The organism is Grimontia marina, from assembly GCF_900060185.1.
In the GTDB taxonomy this organism is placed as follows: Bacteria; Pseudomonadota; Gammaproteobacteria; order Enterobacterales; family Vibrionaceae; genus Enterovibrio; species Enterovibrio marinus.
Genome location: NZ_FIZY01000035.1, coordinates 38,348 through 55,399, shown reverse-complemented (window position 1 = coordinate 55,399; position 17,052 = coordinate 38,348). Strand labels below are relative to the sequence as shown.

The following is a 17,052-nucleotide window of genomic DNA, read 5'->3' as shown; positions in this document are numbered from 1 at the left end:
ACTGACTACCTAGCACTCACCCAATTTGTGGTTATCAGGAGGATCATCCCCTCGCGGTTCCTATCCCGATTGGTCTATGACCACTCTTCGTTACATTGTCAGAGCCGCTACTTTATTCAGGCTCCTAGGTTCATCTGGTGATACAGATGGTTCACTCGTTAAGCGGTGAACAGCGCTTCATACGACTTCACGTCGCACGCCCCATTCTTTGTTAATATTGGTTTTTGTTGGCGTCGCGAATATCGCACTGAGACCAAGATAATCGACAGGTAAGCTATCGGCTTCTTCAAGCTGGGCTTCGGTTTCAATAGATAGCCCCAGTAGTTTGTCAGGACCAATCAAATCACGGGCAATCTCTGCTGGCATGTCCGATTGGCCAAGGTGCACGCCATCCGCATCAACCGCTAAAGCAACATCAACGCGGTCATTGATAATAAGTGGAACGCCGGTTCCAGCCAGAATCGCTTTCACCGCTTTTGCCCGCTCGATAAACGCCATGACATCACCTTGCTTCTCTCGTACCTGTACCATGGTGACACCACCTGCCACGGCTTCGGAAACCACGTTTTTCAACGTGTCCAAATCCTGTTGGTCATCAGTCACCAGATACAAGCGATATGGGTTTAACGTCTTTTCTGTGTTCATGAGATTTTCAGGCGTTTGAGAAGCGTCGCTTCATCCAGTTGGTAAAGTGCATCCAAGATCTCAACTTGCAAACTGCCCGGTCCCTTTGCCCTTTCAGCGGCAATTTCTCCTACCACGCCCATGACGGCTGCGGCTGCAAGTCCGGTGTTCTCCCCGACAGCTGCAAATGCGCCAGTGAGAGCAGACAACGAACAACCCATACCCGTTACGTAAGGCATCATTTCATGGCCGTTGTTGAGCTGGGTTTCCCCTTGGGATGTCACGACGTAATCTGTCGCGCCAGAGACCACAACGTTACAGTTGTAAGCTTCAACCAAATACCGCGCTGCCCCAACTGCGGCTTCGCTGCTGTCCAGCGCATCCACACCTTTGCTTTGCGCTCGCTCTCCGGCCAATGCAATGATTTCTGAGGCATTGCCCCGAATGATGAGGGATTCAGCCCAGGCTGCGATTTGTCTTGAAGTCTCAGTGCGAAGCACGCTGGCTCCACAACCGACAGGATCCAGCACCACGGTTTTCTTATTCAGGTTGGCTTGCTCAACAGCATGAATCATGCGCGGCGTCCAAGCGCTGTCCAACGTACCGATATTGATCACCAAGGCACCGGCAAATGACATCATTTCTGCCATTTCCTGCTGGGAGTGCGCCATGATTGGGGACGCCCCGAGCGCCAGCAACGCGTTGGCAGAGTTATTCATCACCACATAGTTAGTAATGTTCACCACCAGCGGTTTGGACTCTCTAACCTGTTTAAGTCCCGCTACGATCGTTTCTGTGTTCATCGCCTGCTCCTTTTCAGCGCACCGCGCCGTGTCCTTGGTAAAAGTGATTTACTGGGCCGTGGCCCTGCCCGACTTCGAGTTCGTCTGCGTGAGAAATGGCCTCAGAGATATAGCGTTTTGCAAGCGCTACAGCCTGACTTAACTCATTGCCTTGCGCCAGATAAGACGCAATAGCCGAAGACAGCGTGCAACCTGTGCCGTGCGTATTCTTGGTCTGCGTGCGTTTGGCAGAGAAAGTCTCAACCTGGTCTTCGAAAATCAAAAGATCATTGCTGTTTTCGTCGGACTCCAAATGCCCACCTTTCAAAAGCACCGACCCAGCACCCAGAGCGCGCAGGTCTGCAATCATCTCACTCATCTCTTGCTCTGTTTGGGGCACCTCCGCGCCTGTTAATGCGGAGCCTTCCGGCAAATTGGGCGTAATGATATTGGCCAACGGCAGCAGTTCACTTTTCAGCGTGCTGATGGCCTCTTGCTTCAACAGCAAATCGCCACTGGTTGCGACCATCACAGGGTCAACCACCAGATACTGAGGGCGATAATGGCGGATTTTGTCTGCGACAACTTTGATGATATTGGCATCTGCCAACATACCGACTTTCACCGCGACCACATTAAGATCGGAAAACACCGCATCCAACTGGTGGGCTACATGCTCAATAGGAATAGGAAAAATGGCAGACACGCCACGGGTGTTCTGTGCGGTAATTGCTGTGATCACCGAGCACGCATAACTGCCTGTCGCTGACATGGCTTTGATATCTGCTTGAATACCTGCGCCGCCACCGCTATCAGAACCTGCAATGGTCAACACAATAGGAGTGCATTTTGATAATATGGGATTGGAAGATGTGTTCATATGGGTTCCCTTTAAAGACTCAGGGAACAGAGAACGAGCGATAGAAGAAATCTGAAGGAATGCATATCGTTCGAAATCATAGTTCCCTACGTCAGTACTAACTGCCTCAGGTTCAACGGGTCACGCGATGCGTTCTCAGCCAAATGGCTCCCCGACTATGTCTCTGATAGTAACAAGTTCGATGTTTAGCGCAATCACTAAGTAAGATTCAACGTTTTGTTCTGTGGAAAACCACGCACTGGTGGGAAAAACCAGCAGTCTGTAGCGAGTGATAGGGAAAATCATTGACCTTACCGTAGGGGGAAGGTTTATTCTAAATCGAATGTTGTTTCGCTATTGAAGTCAGATGCGTATTTCTTCTCTCAGAAAATACTGGATATCCATCATCAGCCTGCTTGCCATGCTGGTGTCGGCTATTGCATCTGGCTCCCCAATGAATGCAATGGAAATGATGACGCAACATCATCAGCCTGTTGTCGCCTGCGAAATGAAAGAGCAAATAGCTAACCCGCATGCCGGTCACACCATGATGACCGAATCCTCTGCCCCTGACTGCGGCTCAGCAGCAGGCATGGACCACAACTGTTGCCCATCAACCTGCTTCTCTGCCTTTGCACTTTTCACTGACCAACAAACATCCCCCGTCAATCAGGCCAAACTGGCACTGATGAATACCGACCTGTCAGCCCAGACGGTCTATCAACCACAGTCTCTCTACAGACCTCCAATATCCTAAATCCATCATCTTGACCTTATTGCGCCCGAAATAAGGCGCTGAGTGTGTTTTCGCGTCGCTTTTCGACGCCAGAAATGGATTTAGTTATGAAATTCAAACCAAGCTTACTGGCTTTGTCGGTATATGCTCTGGTCTCTGTCTCTGCACCCGTTTTTGCCCACAGCGTGGCAACACCAGCTGAGATAACGGCCAAGCAAGATTCTCTGACACAATTGATTGAACAGGCGCTGCGCTACGATGCCAGTCGCAAACAGTTTTATGCGCAATCTCAAGCCATGCGTGAAACCGGCATTGCCAGCGCAACGCTGATGGACCCGAAACTTAAAGTCGGGTTTGGCGGGTTACCTGTCGACAGTTTTCAGTTCGACCAAGACCCAATGACCAATATCTCTTTGGGTCTGATGCAACAATTCGAACGTGGTGAAACCCTCTCGCTACAGCAGAAAAAAGCCAATCAGCAGGCCGACGGTATGTCACTTCAGGTCGACGCCCGCGAGCGCGATATTGCCAATGGTATTACCCAACTTTGGCTGGAACTGGGGTATCAGCAACAAGCCGAAGATATTCTGAAAGAAAACCAACGCCTGATGCGTGAACTGGCCAACTTCATTCAAACCAATTATTCGATTGGTAAAAACGAAGCTCAGGATTTGCTGAACGCGCAACTGCAAGTGAGTAAGCTGGATGAAAAGCTTCAGGCCAATGCCCAAATGCAGCGCCGCATTACCTCGCAGTTTTCCGAATGGCTGGGCGCTGAATGGCTGGCACAAAATGGTCAACTTCTCACGTCAAACCAACTCGATTGGCAACACCTGAATCAACGCATTGAACGCTCAGACGGCACTGAACATTACGCGCTATTGGTCGATCACCCTACGGTCAAAATGACCGATGCCGCCATTTCAGCCAGCGAAACGCAGGTGGAAATTGCTGAGCAAGCTTATGCGCCGCAATTTGGTGTAGAAGTCATGTACGCCTACCGACAGGCAAACGGCATGAACGGTCAACCGGCTTCCGATTTGGTCAGCGCTTACCTGACCATGGATTTACCGCTGTTTACGGATAACCGTCAGGATAAAAACCATGCCGCTGCCCAATACCAGGTAGGTGCAGCCAAATCCCTGAAAGATCTTCTCCTCGCAAAGATGAACGCCAAGGTGAATGCCTTGCTCGTTGACAGGGAAAACCTGGAACAGCGTTTGGAGCGCTACCGAAACACCCTGATTGAACAAGCAAAGGCGCGTACTCAAGCCGTTGAACGTGGATATCAGAACAACACCGCACAGTTCAGCGATGTGATTGCCGCTGCCAGGGATGAGCTGACACTCACGTTGGAAAAACAGCGCCTTATCACTGACCTGAACTTAGTGAACAGCAACCTTGCTGCTTTGCTGGGTGGCTTTGACTACCGAGTCGAAACGCCGGATATCGTACAACCAACAACAAGAAACGCTCATCAGTAACGGGGAAAGAACAATGAAAACAATGCAAGTAGCCACTTTGGCGTTACTGGTCGGTGGCGTGATTGGGTTTAGCGCGAATCAATTTATGGCCGGGCATGGCCACGATATGTCGGCCATGGCAGAAAGCACTTCATCTGCAGGCTCAGAAGAGCCTCTGTACTGGGTCGCACCGATGGACCCTAACTATCAGCGCGATAAGCCGGGTAAATCACCGATGGGGATGGATTTGATCCCGGTTTACGCCGAAGACCTGGCTGGGGGTAACGACAAACCCGGCACAGTGAAAATCGACCCTGCTGTTGAAAATAACCTTGGCGTGAAAACGGCGGCCGTTGAGTTATCCCAACTATCTCCACGCATCGAAACCGTCGGTTACATCGCCTTCGATGAGAGCCTGCTATGGCAAACCAACGTCCGTGTCGCGGGCTGGGTTGAGAAACTTTACATCAACGCAGTCGGAGAGAAAGTCAGTAAAGGCGATGTGCTTTTCACGCTCTACTCTCCTCAGCTGGTCAAAGCGCAGGAAGAACTGCTCAACGCCTACCGCACTGGCCGAAATGGGCTGGTCAAAGGCGCGACCGAACGTCTGGTTTCACTTGGCGTCGACCGCGAACAGATCCAGCAAATTAAAAAGCGTGGCAAAGCCTCACAAACTATTGAAGTAAAGGCACTCGCAGACGGTGTCATCGCAAGCCTGAACATTCGCGAAGGGGGTTATCTTTCCCCTGCACAAGCGGTAATCAGTGCTGGCCCATTGGAAGAAGTCTGGGTTGATGCCGAAGTCTTCGAACGTCAGGCCCACTGGGTGAAAGCAGGCAGCAAAGCCACCATGACGCTCGACGCGATTCCCGGTCAGGAATGGCAAGGTAAGGTCGACTACGTTTATCCGATTCTGGATCCAAAAACCCGTACCCTTCGCGTTCGCCTGAAATTCTCGAATCAGGATGGCGATCTCAAGCCGAACATGTTCGCCAATATTGCATTGCAACCAGTGACCGATGAGGCGGTACTGACTATTCCTAAGTCGTCAGTGATCCGCTCTGGCGGCATGACCCGCGTTGTATTAGCCGAAGGTGAAGGTAAATATCGCTCTGCCCGCATCGAGGTTGGTCGCGAAGCAGGCGATAAGATCGAGGTGCTGCAAGGGCTCACAGAGCAAGATCGCATTGTCACTTCTGCACACTTCATGCTGGATTCTGAGTCTAGCCAATCTGCAGATTTAGCGCGCATCTCTTCTTCTCAAGATCAGGGTGTAGTACCACCACCTGAAACCCAGTGGGCAAAAGGCGAAATCACTAACGTGATGGCAGGCCACCGCATGCTGACCATCAACCATGCACCCGTTCCTGAATGGAACTGGCCGGGCATGGTGATGGATTTCACCTTTGCAGAAGGCATCGAAATGGGCGACTTCTCTGCAGGTCAGGCAATCGACTTCGAAATGCAGAAAGGCGCTTCCGGTCAATACGAAATTGTTGATTACAAAGTCAGTGAAACCACAACACCAAATGAAGTGTGGGTCGTCGGCGATATCTCCATGTTAATGGCAGATTTCGGCATGATCACACTCAACCACCAGCCGGTAGATGAGTGGAACTGGGAAGCAGGAGAAATGAACCTCTCGGTGGATGGAGACGTTGACCTTGGCAGTTTTGCAGAAGGTCAGACGGTACGTTTTCAGGTTCAGAAAAACGGTTCTGACTACACACTGAAAGCGCTGGAGCTGAATGGAGGTAATCAATGATTGGCGCGATTATTCGCTGGTCGATTGCCAACCGTTTTCTGGTGTTGGTCGCGACCTTATTCCTGACGTTGGGTGGTCTCTACAGCGTAAAAAATACGCCTGTTGATGCCATTCCTGATTTGTCTGATGTTCAGGTGATCATCAAAACCACCTATCCCGGCCAAGCGCCACAGGTAGTGGAAGATCAGGTCACCTACCCGCTCACTACCGCGATGTTGGCGGTGCCGGGCGCGGAAACCGTACGCGGGTATTCCTTCTTTGGCGACTCGTACGTTTACATCATTTTCAATGATGATACCGACATGTATTGGGCACGCTCCCGTGTGTTGGAATACCTAAGCCAGGTTGCACCCAAACTGCCACCCAACGCCAAACCCACCCTTGGCCCAGATGCTACCGGTGTGGGCTGGATTTACAGCTACGTGTTGCAGGACAAAACTGGGCAACACGATCTGGCTGAACTTCGCAGCTTGCAGGATTGGTTCCTGAAGTACGAGCTTCAAACGGTCGAAGGTGTATCAGAAGTGGCCACTGTCGGCGGCATGGTGAAGCAGTATCAAGTGCAAATTGACCCTGCTAAACTGCGTGCTTATGACCTGACCTTGCAACAGGTCAACATGGCAATCCAGAACGGCAACCAAGAAGCGGGCGCGTCGGTGATCGAAATCGCTGAAGCTGAGCACATGGTACGCACCACAGGTTACCTTTCCAGCGTGGAAGATATTCAATCACTGCCTATCAAGGTAACCGACAAAGGCACGCCTCTGTTGCTGGGTGACATCGCGGATATCAACATCGGCCCTCAAATGCGCCGCGGTATTTCCGAGTTTAACGGTGAAGGTGAAGCGGTTGGCGGCGTGATTGTGATGCGCTTTGGTGAGAACGCCAGCGAGGTGATTGGCAACGTTAAAACCAAACTGGAAGACCTCAAACGCAGCTTGCCGGAAGGTGTGGAAATCGTCCCGACCTATGACCGCTCGACGCTTATTGATGCGGCCGTTGAGAACCTTTGGAAGAAGCTCGCGGAAGAGTTCATCGTGGTTGCGGTGGTCTGTGCTCTGTTCCTGTTCCATATCCGCTCGTCGCTGGTTATCGCCATCAGTTTGCCAATCGGTATTCTCTCTGCGTTTATCGTGATGCACTGGCAAGGTATTAACGCCAACATCATGTCGTTAGGCGGTATCGCCATCGCCATCGGTGCCATGGTGGACGGCGCGATCGTGATGATAGAGAACGTCCATAAGCATATTGAACGAACGCCGCTGACGGACAAAAACCGCTGGCAGGTGATCAGCAAAGCCGCAGAAGAAGTCGGTGCGCCACTGTTCTTCTCGCTGCTGATCATTACGCTGAGCTTTGTTCCTGTGTTCGCCCTGGAAGGTCAGGAAGGCAAGATGTTCTCGCCGCTGGCATTCACCAAAACCTACGCAATGGCTGCCGCTGCGGGTTTGGCGATCACGCTCGTGCCTGTGCTGATGGGTTATTTCATTCGCGGAAAGGTACTACCTGAGAACAAGAACCCGGTGAACCGCGGTTTGGTGGCGCTGTATCGCCCACTATTGAACCTCAGCCTGAAGTTCCCGAAAACCATGATTGTGGTAGCAATCGCACTGATGGCATCAGCTTACTACCCGACCAGTAAGCTCGGCAGCGAATTCATCCCACCGCTGGATGAAGGAGACCTGATGTACATGCCAACCACTTACCCTGGCATTTCCATCGGTAAAGCGCGCGAACTGCTGCAACAGACTAACAAGCTCATCAAAACCCTACCGGAAGTAGAATCTGTCTGGGGCAAGATTGGCCGCGCCGAGACCGCAACTGACCCTGCACCGCTGACCATGATTGAAACCGTCATCCAACTGAAACCACGTGAAGAATGGCGTGACGGTGTCACGACAGATTCACTGCGTAAGGAGTTCGATGATCTGGTGAAATTCCCGGGATTAACCAACGCCTGGGTGATGCCAATTAAAACCCGTATCGACATGCTGGCAACAGGAATCAAGACACCGATTGGTATTAAGATCGCGGGTCCAGACTTGGCAGTAATTGAAACCATTGGTTCCCAACTTGAGCCAATCCTGAACGGCGTTGAAGGAACAGCCTCAGTTTACGCAGAACGCGTTGCTGGCGGGCGTTACGTCACCATCGACATCAAACGTCGTGCCGCCGCCCGTTATGGCCTCAGCATCAAAGATGTTCAGCAGGTCATTACTACAGCTGTGGGTGGCATGAATGTCGGAGAAACCATCGAAGGCTTGGAGCGCTACCCCATCAACGTGCGCTATCCGCAAGATTACCGCGACTCAGTGGTGAAGCTTCAGGAGCTGCCTTTGGTAACACCAAACGGTGCGCGTATTGCGCTGGCGGACGTCGCGGATATTCGCTACGAAGATGGCCCTCCGATGATCAAAACGGAAAACGCGCGTCCTAACGGCTGGGTGTTTGTCGATATCGATGGACGTGATCTGGGCTCTTATGTGGCAGAAGCACAGCAAACCGTCGCAGAACAGTTAGTACTGCCAGCGGGATACTCACTCGCTTGGTCAGGGCAATACGAATACATGGAACGCGCCAAAGAACGCCTGAGCGTTGTTGTTCCTGTGACGATCGCCATCATCATGCTGCTGCTTTACATGAGTTTCCGCCGCGTCGGTGAAGTGCTGATCATCATGGCTACCCTGCCACTCTCTCTGGTCGGCGGCTTGTGGCTGATGCACTACCTTGGCTTCAACTTCTCCGTTGCTGTTGGTGTTGGTTTTATCGCCCTTGCCGGTGTTGCCGTGGAGATTGGGGTCATCATGCTGGTTTACCTCAATCAGGCATGGCACTACCGCAAACTCCATGCGCAGGAAGAAAACCAACCACTGACCGGGAAAGATCTGACCGACGCGATTCGCGAAGGTGCAGGCCTGCGTGTGCGTCCGGTCATGATGACGGTGCTTACAGTCATAATCGGCCTGATCCCCATCATGTATGGCGAGGGCACAGGCTCTGAGGTCATGCAGCGTATCGCTGCACCAATGATTGGTGGCATGGCGTCTGCTCTGTTACTTACCCTGCTGGTTCTCCCAGCCATCTTCAAGCTTTGGAAAAACAAAGAAGTCACCCAAAACGCATAACAAATCCACTGGGCTTTTCAGCCCAGTGATAACCATTTTTAAAAGGAAAACACGATGAAAAAGACACTGATTGCACTTTCTCTGGCTCTGGTTACCACTGGTGTATTTGCTGACACGATGGACCATTCGAAAATGGACCACGGTTCGATGGATCACAGCACGATGAATCATGGAAAAATGGATCACAGCGCCATGGGTCATGGTGATATGGACCACTCTAAAATGGACCATTCAAACATGATGAACATGGAAGGCATGTCAGCGGTAGGTATGCCTGCTAACGGTGCGAAGCCCGACAAAGTAGTTCACGTTATCCTGACTGATGACATGCGCATCAACTTCAAGAAAGATGTGAAGATTGAACCCAATGACGTGGTGCAGTTCGTGGTGATGAACGCGGGTAAAATCGACCACGAGTTTTCTATCGGTTCGATGGAAGAGCAATTAAAACACCGTGAGATGATGAAAACCATGACAGGCCATCACGATCATGATTCGGGCAGTACTGTGACCGTTAAACCAGGTAAAGCAAAGCAACTGCTGTGGCATTTCCATGGTGACAATAATGTGGAATTTGCTTGTAACATCCCAGGCCATGCGGAAGCAGGCATGGTGAAGAGTGTGAAGCTATAACTCATCAGACAAAGTGCCGCAATGATGCGGCTCTTTCATTTTTGTAGGAAAAGGCGTCATTAAAGATTTATTAGAGGGGGGCGGCAAAGAAATAAGCCTCTTTCGCACTCAACACATGTTGATAAACAATTTGGACTCTTTCGCATTTTGGTGGCTGTAAACATATCTCTGTTCATCGCCAAAAGGCATCTGTTCTTTTTGGTAAAGATGATTCATTCACTAGGTTCGAAAAGTAAGTATGCTCAGCGGGTATTTCATTGAGATAGCGATGCTAGCACGATTTGCACCTACCCAGCTTTGATGGATCAAAGCTCAATGGAATAGTCTCAGTTTAAGAGCCCGATTTTGCAAGGTATAGAAAGCCAATCACACAAATAAAAAGTAGGTGTCATGGCAAAGCTCACCAATATTCAAGGCTCTTTTCTTATCACGAAAACTCCCGGGTATTTTCTGCTGATTACGTCAAATAGGTGGGTGCAGAGAAAGCCGAAAGTGAGTCAGGTTAGTGAGTATTCTTTTGCTACATATTGACTCACCCTGTAACAAAATGACCAAATAAGCATACACCACAATCTCGGGGTAAATTGACCAATAATGTGGGCAACATGTAAAATTTTCCGACAAATTCACTAAATACAGGGTCAAATAGAATGACGACTCACTACTCTCTGTAACATGACTGTTGTTGAAATTAGATTCATCTCTCACATCCAACCCAAAAACTCGGACATTCGTTGCAACATCAATACAACATAGGTCATATAATCCTTCCACTATTGGAACAGGAGTCAATAAATAACCAATGTCAAGATGTACCCCCTCTTACAAAAGTCTTGAAGTCTTTCTGGCTGTTGCCAGAACCCAGTCTTATTTCCTAGCCGGAGAAGAAATGTGTATCGATGCAACAGGCGTCTATAAGCACATTAAGACTGTCGAAAATTACTTTGATCAGCGACTGGTGCTTGGCAGTAAGGGGAACGTAAAACTGAGCGAAGCCGGGAAGCAATTGGCAAAGCAATTAAATGATGGATTTGAAATCATCAACTCGGCTTGTTCAACGCTAAAAAAAGATGATTCATTGAATGTAAAACTCCCAATCTCTTTCGGATTGCGCTGGTTACTCCCCAATACCCACGATAACTTTTCAATGGTTAGCGAATTCGGTCAATTTCACTTTCATGTTGCCTATAGCCACACCATCGATTTTGCCGATGAAGACTTTGATATGGCAGTGGTTTATACCGTTAATAGCAAGGATGAGAAGTTCTACAATGAGCAGCTCGTTGCTGTCGCTAAACCGGAATACCTTAAAACCCTCAACGATCCTTCTTGGCCTGAGTTGCTCAAACACGGACGCATCGTTCACCCTACATCGACTGAAGCCGACTGGAACATCTTTCTGAACAAATTGAATATAGATATTTCCCAAAGTTGTTGCTCGCAGCGCATGATGACGGATTCCATCAGCAGCGCAATTTCCATCGTTAAGGAGATTGGTGGTATTGCCGTGGTAGATCCCCTCTTCATCCAAAAGGAAATTGCCAGTGGGGAATTGGTGATGGTGACACCAGAGGTCGTGGCAACTGGATTTGGCTACAAACTCGCTGGTTCTCGTGTTATGCCGGATGAGGATGCCTATCGATTTTTTGAAAGGTGGCTGACGGAAAACTGCCAATTCGTTCTCCCCGCCTTATCACAGGCTGACGTCGCATAAAAAACTCGCCCTAGGGCGAGTTTTTACTGTATTGAAGAGCTTCAAATAAATATCGTTAGGAGTTTACGGGAACTTCTGATGCGATGGTTTCCTCGTTGCCCCTCTCTCCTGGCCTTCGCATATTTGCCAACATACTTGCCCCTAAGATCAGCGCTCCGCAAACCACACCGGACAGCGTTGGGGTTTCATCAAAAAACACCACACCAATAATAAATGCCATAGGAACTGACAGATAAAGCAACACGCTACCTGTAGACACATGCGCTCGGCGGAATCCCATAATAATGAAATAGTTATAGGCATTACCCAACACTGCCGCGAGAAGTACGATACCCCATTGCAAGGCCGAGATATCTACCCAGCCTTCCACAAACACTGTCATTGGCAGAGATACCGCGGCCAACGGTACCGCCAACCAGAACAGCATAAACTGAGGGTTTTCTTGTGAGCCAAGGCGTTTGTTTAGAACATGTTCGACAGCAAGTGTCAGTGCCGCCACAATCGGCGCAATCACACTGAAGCCACTTCCCGCGTCTTCAGGTCGATTGATGTAAAACACCGCACCAAAACCTACTAAACTCGCGATAACATTCTTCAGCGAAATCTTTTCACCGAGTAAAACAACAGCCAGCGGGATAATGAAAATAGGCTCTGCAAACAAAATGGTAATCACGGTGGCAAACGGTAGGTTGGCCAAAGAGTAAAACAAGGTGTAACAACCCACCAGATTGAGCGCAAAACGCCAGTAGTAGATACGGCGATCTTTAATCGTCTCGCGCTTTTTCCAGTAGTAGGTCACCACAGGCAAGATGACTAAAGCGCCGATTATCCAGCGCATAAACAGCAACTGCCAAGTGCCTATATCACCACCAGCAAGCTTGATAAAAGCATCCATGGCCGTCGCAGAAAGGACAGCCAGGAATATCATCGCCAGTCCACTCCAATGTGTTTCTCTATGCAAAAGACGCCTCCTTGTCCTCTTGCTCGGCGTCAAACCATGGCGTTTCTATGCGCTGCGGTTTAGCGATTACATCGCTTAGGTATTCATAGACAGAGCCATGATAGAGCCCCTTACTGTGCAACCACTCGTCGTTATAAACCGTGTTGAGATACTTTTCACCGCCATCGCAAATCAGGCAAACCATGTTGCCGCTGCCTTGGCGCTTCGCACAGCGTTTAATGGCTTCGTAAATTGCGCCACCCGCTGAACCACCCACCAACAATCCGTGCTCACGGGCGAGATATCTACAGGTCGTGAAAGCTTCCGCATCGCTGACGCGAACGCCTTCGTCAAGAAGGTCAGGGTCGTAAAATGGCCCCATCACATCCCCTTCTGGCATGCCTGTTCCAGATTGCCAGTAAGGCCCACTTGGGAAACCGAAGATCACTGAACCAACCGGTTCCACACCAATAATTTCTAAAGATGGGTATCGGACGCGAAGTGCTTCGCCAACACCGACGATACTGCCGCCTGTACCGACGCAGCAAACAAGACCGTCTAAACGATCACCTAGCTGTTCTTGGAGTTCCACTGCGAGTGTATTGGTGTAACCCGCTGGGTTCGCAGCGTTATTGCACTGGTCCATAAACAGGCCGCCATCAATAGAAGCGGCAAGATTTCGTGCAGTTTCAATGCGGGCAACCGTTGCCACTTCATCATCGGCAAAATCACCTTCCAACAGATGTATTTTGCCACCATAGGCTTTTACCGCTGCGAGTTTGTCGGGGGCTGCATGGTGATCGACAACGGCGATAAAGTTGATGCCAATTTCTGCACACATATAAGCGAGTGCAGTGGCAGTGTTACCGGAAGAGGATTCCACCACTGTTCCGCCGCGCTTCAATCGACCTGATCGCAGCGCATCAAAAAGCATCTCCCTTGCCATACGATCTTTCATGCTTTGCCCGGGATTATTCTTTTCCACTTTCAGCCAAAGCGTCCAATCACTATGGGAAAATTTCAAGGCAAGCATTGGGGTTTCCCCAATCATTTGATGCATTGCTGTGCAGAGTTTCATCCCCTTACCTCCTCGATTAAAAAAGAATCTTCCTTGTTATCCAGTACAACTTTGTTAGGGATAGGCAAACCATGAAAGCGGGTTTCCAGCAGATCCATCAGATAGCCAGCGGTGTTATTAAAAACCAGTAAGTCTCCCGCTTTGGGCATTTGAGAAAAGGGGACTTTTCGGTAAGTTAGTACATCTTCCTCAAGGCAGCTTTGCCCTGCGATGTATGCACGAACAGGGATAAAGCTATCTGTGCTCTCCTCAGAAACTGGAAGATGTAAAGGATCGACGATAAATTCTGAGTTGAACCAGGTCTCAGAGAAACTAAAGCTCAGCCCTTTGACAATCACACAGTAATCTCCCGCATTGGTCGTTTTGGTACCAAGCACCTCGAAAGTGGTAAAACCAGCCCCATCAGTTAATGCCCTTCCGGGCTCAACAATAAGCTCTATTCTGTTGGCTTTGAGGCGTGCTGCGTTGCCGCCTTCTTTCAGGACTTTCTCCACAGCGGTTTCCATGGTATCCGGATGCCAGTAAGGGTAGAAACTTTTTGGCATACGGCCCGCAGCAAAATCCTCTTTATCGATAGCATTTTGAAAACGTCGCCAAGTAGCTTCTTCGACATAGCGGAGCGGGTATCCACCACCAATGTTTATTGCCTTCCAGCGAATGTCGGCCCCAAAGCGTAACGCGTCTGCGATATCAAGCAGTTCGGATAACGCTTTGCCTCGCTCAAGGGGGCAGTAACCAGAAAGGTGGAATCCCGCCCCTTCCAATTCAATATTTGACAGGCTGTCAGCAAACAATGAAGCTGCTTTGAGCTTCTCTTTGTTCATTCCAAAACGAGTGTGGGGCTGCTCTGCGTTCCAGCGAAGTAATACTCGGGCACTCTTCCTTATTGATGACGCAAGGCACTGAATTTGAAGTAACTCCTCATCGCTATCGACAACAATTCTGGCTTCCTGTCTAAGCGCCAGTGTCAGAAACGCTTCCGACTTAAATGGCCCCGACAAACTACACTGTCGCCCATTCACGCCTTGAGTGAGAGCTAGTTGGAATTCTTCAAGGGATGATACATCTATGCCAATTCCTTCCTCAGCGGCCGCTTTTACCAATGCAGCCGAGCGATTGGTTTTCATGGCGTACAGCACTTGAAACTGCGCTCCCAATTGATGGGAAAGTACCTGTTTTAAGCTATTGATATTTTCCTTTATGCGGTGGGGAAGAATAGCGTGAAATGGTGTGTTTGCCGCGTTGGTGATAAGTGGAAAAAGTTGGCGATAAGGAAGCGACAGATCCTCTTTTGCCGGAAAGAGGATGTCGAAGTCGTTAAGTACTGCCACCTCCACCCCAGTATCCATACTGATATGATTCATTGCGTCTCCAGCGTCCAGGCTACAAATCAGGACAGCCGCGTGAAAAATTCAAGCATCTTGGCTGTGTTCAATTACCCGAACAATCTGAGGCACTTATTCCTAACTGCACCAGATTGTCGGTTTCTATGATTAATTTTCAGGACATCTCACGCCACAGAATTAAGTGCACATTAGTCTGCATTTTTTGCATTCCTTTGCTTTGGTGACACTTTTCCTACTCGCTGGAGCTAACCAAAACGGGTGGAGGCATAATTTCACTAACGGGAATCTGCGGCGCATAATCTGCATGCTTAGGAGTCATGTTACCTACGCCAGAGTTGGTCAGAAAAGGGATAATCCAAATCAGCCAAGGTGGCTGCGGACAGTCAAATGCCGAAGATGTATCCGATAAAACCGCTTCAGTAAATGGCGCGCCAAGCTGATAGATGTCTCCGGTATTAAGCCCAAACTCCGTAAGGACATGTTGCCAGACCGATTTACTTATCCATTTTTTGAGAAGTACTTCATAACTGACACGCACCAGTTCAGCCTTCATTTGCTCGTCCTGACCCAGTCGCTCCTCGAGGCAGGCAAGCGGTGGTGGAAGACGTTCGCCTATCATCAGCTGAACCATGTCTATGACAGTCAGGCGAACGACCCCATATCCCATAAGGTCGAAGACTACAGAGGGTAAATCAGCGCGCTTTGTTCCCGCCAAAGGGCGGCTCATATCCTCCACATTACGGAGTTTGACCCTAAATGAAGCCAGCATTTGGTCTTTGCTGTCTGTTGCTGATGCCCTTCCCTGCTGTCCTGACATAATGGTCAAAGCACGGAGGCGGTGAAGCGTTGAAAGAACAAGGCTTAGCGCCATATCCGCATCTTTTTTGCTTTCAACTGTACGACTGAAATTACCCTGGGAATAGCCGCTCAATCTACACAGTTGAAGCGCGCTGAAATTAAGTTTTTCCAGTTCTTTCCGAACCGCTTCTGAAGGTGGTGCATGGAGCCTCAGCATATGGCAAGCCGAAGACTGCAATTCACGAACCAGCATGCTCGTACTTTCAGCATCTCCCCAACGATTCAATGGAAACAAAGCCGGTAAGAATTTCGACGCTGCGCGGGCGGAACCATCTTGCATGCCGGCGAGGCAAAACATATTACTCCAGGAAAGCACAACTGTATCTGTACGCTCCTGATAACAGAGGTCTGCGGTAAAAGTGCCGTTGTCCTGAAATGACAACGGGCGAAGGCAATAGGCGTATGTTGGCTGTGTCATCACTCCCCCCTAAATCAACAGCGAGGCTATAAACAACGCTAACTTCTTGGGTCAGCTCGAGTAGATGACAGCGTACAAGCTAAGGCTGGGGGATATTTGGAATTGTTTGCAACTGCGAATGCAGGAAATGCACCTCCATGATTTTTAAGATTTTTTGTTGCACATTGAGAGCACTTCACAAAAGATAGCTCTGTTAGCAAAGCTAAATCCAGTATGGCGGACCGAGAAAAATAGATAGCGGGATTTACTTGGGCACAAGCTCCCTTGGCCTTTGGGTTGTTGCCAACAACGTTGTCTCTCTTCGCTAGGCTGAACCCAGGTCTAGGGTTCTGCACCCTATCTCTTGCGAGGGTTAAAAATGCAAAAAGGCCACTGATAGTTCAGCGGCCTTTTCTAATGTGGCGGAGAGATAGGGATTTGAACCCTAGATACGCTATTAACGTATGCCGGTTTTCAAGACCGGTGCTTTCAACCACTCAGCCATCTCTCCGTAAGTGCGGCGAATATTAACGGGGGCGCGGAAGAGTGTAAACCCCTTTTCTACACATTCGAATTTAAGTGCCTCTTTTTTAAGCGCACCGACGGTATAAGACGAAAATTTCCACAAATATCCAGCCAAAAGATCCAACATCCAAGCCGAAAGGCGCAATTAACCCTCTAATTTGGTCAGTTTCTCATGGTTGTGACTACAATGATGAAAAAAGCCTTGCG

General features: G+C 49.6%; 12 protein-coding genes, 1 tRNA gene, 1 pseudogene and 1 riboswitch. Of the genes and pseudogenes, 6 read left to right on the top strand and 8 right to left on the bottom strand.

Annotated elements, in window-relative coordinates; genetic code table 11:
• Positions 1–198: 198 nt before the first annotated feature.
• The 3 genes and pseudogenes from thiE to thiD form a co-directional block, all read right to left on the bottom strand.
• Positions 199–645: pseudogene (gene thiE / locus GMA8713_RS17015) on the bottom strand (thiamine phosphate synthase); the annotation flags it as partial.
• Positions 642–1,427, bottom strand: coding sequence for a hydroxyethylthiazole kinase (gene thiM / locus GMA8713_RS17010; protein WP_062712543.1), 786 nt, complete (start codon positions 1,425–1,427; stop codon positions 642–644). The gene thiM and the pseudogene thiE, both read right to left, overlap by 4 nt.
• Positions 1,428–1,440: 13 nt before the next feature.
• Positions 1,441–2,286, bottom strand: coding sequence for a bifunctional hydroxymethylpyrimidine kinase/phosphomethylpyrimidine kinase (thiD, locus tag GMA8713_RS17005; protein WP_062712540.1), 846 nt, complete (start codon positions 2,284–2,286; stop codon positions 1,441–1,443).
• 66 nt (positions 2,287–2,352) lie between these two features.
• Positions 2,353–2,450: riboswitch (TPP riboswitch) on the bottom strand.
• 182 nt (positions 2,451–2,632) lie between these two features.
• Here thiD and GMA8713_RS17000 point away from each other — a divergent pair.
• The 6 genes from GMA8713_RS17000 to GMA8713_RS16975 all read left to right on the top strand — a co-directional run bounded on the left by GMA8713_RS17000 (position 2,633) and on the right by GMA8713_RS16975 (position 11,701).
• Positions 2,633–3,022 (top strand): hypothetical protein, encoded by a 390-nt coding sequence (locus GMA8713_RS17000; protein WP_062712537.1) that lies wholly within the window; start codon positions 2,633–2,635, stop codon positions 3,020–3,022.
• Between the two features lie 86 nt (positions 3,023–3,108).
• Positions 3,109–4,485: a TolC family protein gene (locus GMA8713_RS16995; protein WP_062712536.1), complete on the top strand. Its 1,377-nt coding sequence runs from the start codon at positions 3,109–3,111 to the stop codon at positions 4,483–4,485.
• A gap of 13 nt (positions 4,486–4,498) precedes the next feature.
• Positions 4,499–6,229 (top strand): efflux RND transporter periplasmic adaptor subunit, encoded by a 1,731-nt coding sequence (locus GMA8713_RS16990; RefSeq protein ID WP_062712533.1) that lies wholly within the window; start codon positions 4,499–4,501, stop codon positions 6,227–6,229.
• Positions 6,226–9,354 carry an efflux RND transporter permease subunit gene (locus tag GMA8713_RS16985; protein WP_062712522.1) on the top strand — a complete coding sequence of 1,043 codons (3,129 nt, stop codon included), beginning with the start codon at positions 6,226–6,228 and terminating at the stop codon, positions 9,352–9,354. Before GMA8713_RS16990 ends, GMA8713_RS16985 begins: the two co-directional genes overlap by 4 nt.
• A gap of 54 nt (positions 9,355–9,408) precedes the next feature.
• Complete coding sequence (gene copI, locus GMA8713_RS16980; protein ID WP_062712519.1) at positions 9,409–9,987, top strand: copper-resistant cuproprotein CopI; 579 nt, start codon at positions 9,409–9,411, stop codon at positions 9,985–9,987.
• Between the two features lie 802 nt (positions 9,988–10,789).
• Complete coding sequence (locus GMA8713_RS16975) at positions 10,790–11,701, top strand: LysR substrate-binding domain-containing protein (RefSeq protein ID WP_062712516.1); 912 nt, start codon at positions 10,790–10,792, stop codon at positions 11,699–11,701.
• 55 nt (positions 11,702–11,756) lie between these two features.
• On the opposite strand, the gene GMA8713_RS16970 is transcribed toward GMA8713_RS16975, so the two are convergent.
• From GMA8713_RS16970 to GMA8713_RS16950, 5 genes are all read right to left on the bottom strand, one after another.
• Positions 11,757–12,662 (bottom strand): DMT family transporter, encoded by a 906-nt coding sequence (locus GMA8713_RS16970; protein WP_157515660.1) that lies wholly within the window; start codon positions 12,660–12,662, stop codon positions 11,757–11,759.
• The gene (locus GMA8713_RS16965; protein WP_062712510.1) at positions 12,655–13,719 is read right to left on the bottom strand and encodes a PLP-dependent cysteine synthase family protein; all 1,065 of its coding nucleotides are present in this window, start codon (positions 13,717–13,719) and stop codon (positions 12,655–12,657) included. Before GMA8713_RS16965 ends, GMA8713_RS16970 begins: the two co-directional genes overlap by 8 nt.
• Positions 13,716–15,083, bottom strand: coding sequence for an alanine racemase (locus tag GMA8713_RS16960; RefSeq protein ID WP_062712505.1), 1,368 nt, complete (start codon positions 15,081–15,083; stop codon positions 13,716–13,718). The genes GMA8713_RS16965 and GMA8713_RS16960 overlap by 4 nt, the downstream gene beginning before the upstream one ends.
• 214 nt (positions 15,084–15,297) lie before the next feature.
• Entirely contained in the window at positions 15,298–16,341 is a 1,044-nt protein-coding gene (locus GMA8713_RS16955; protein ID WP_157515658.1) for a hypothetical protein, read from the bottom strand.
• A gap of 399 nt (positions 16,342–16,740) precedes the next feature.
• A tRNA-Ser gene (locus GMA8713_RS16950) sits at positions 16,741–16,831 on the bottom strand.
• Positions 16,832–17,052: the final 221 nt, after the last annotated feature.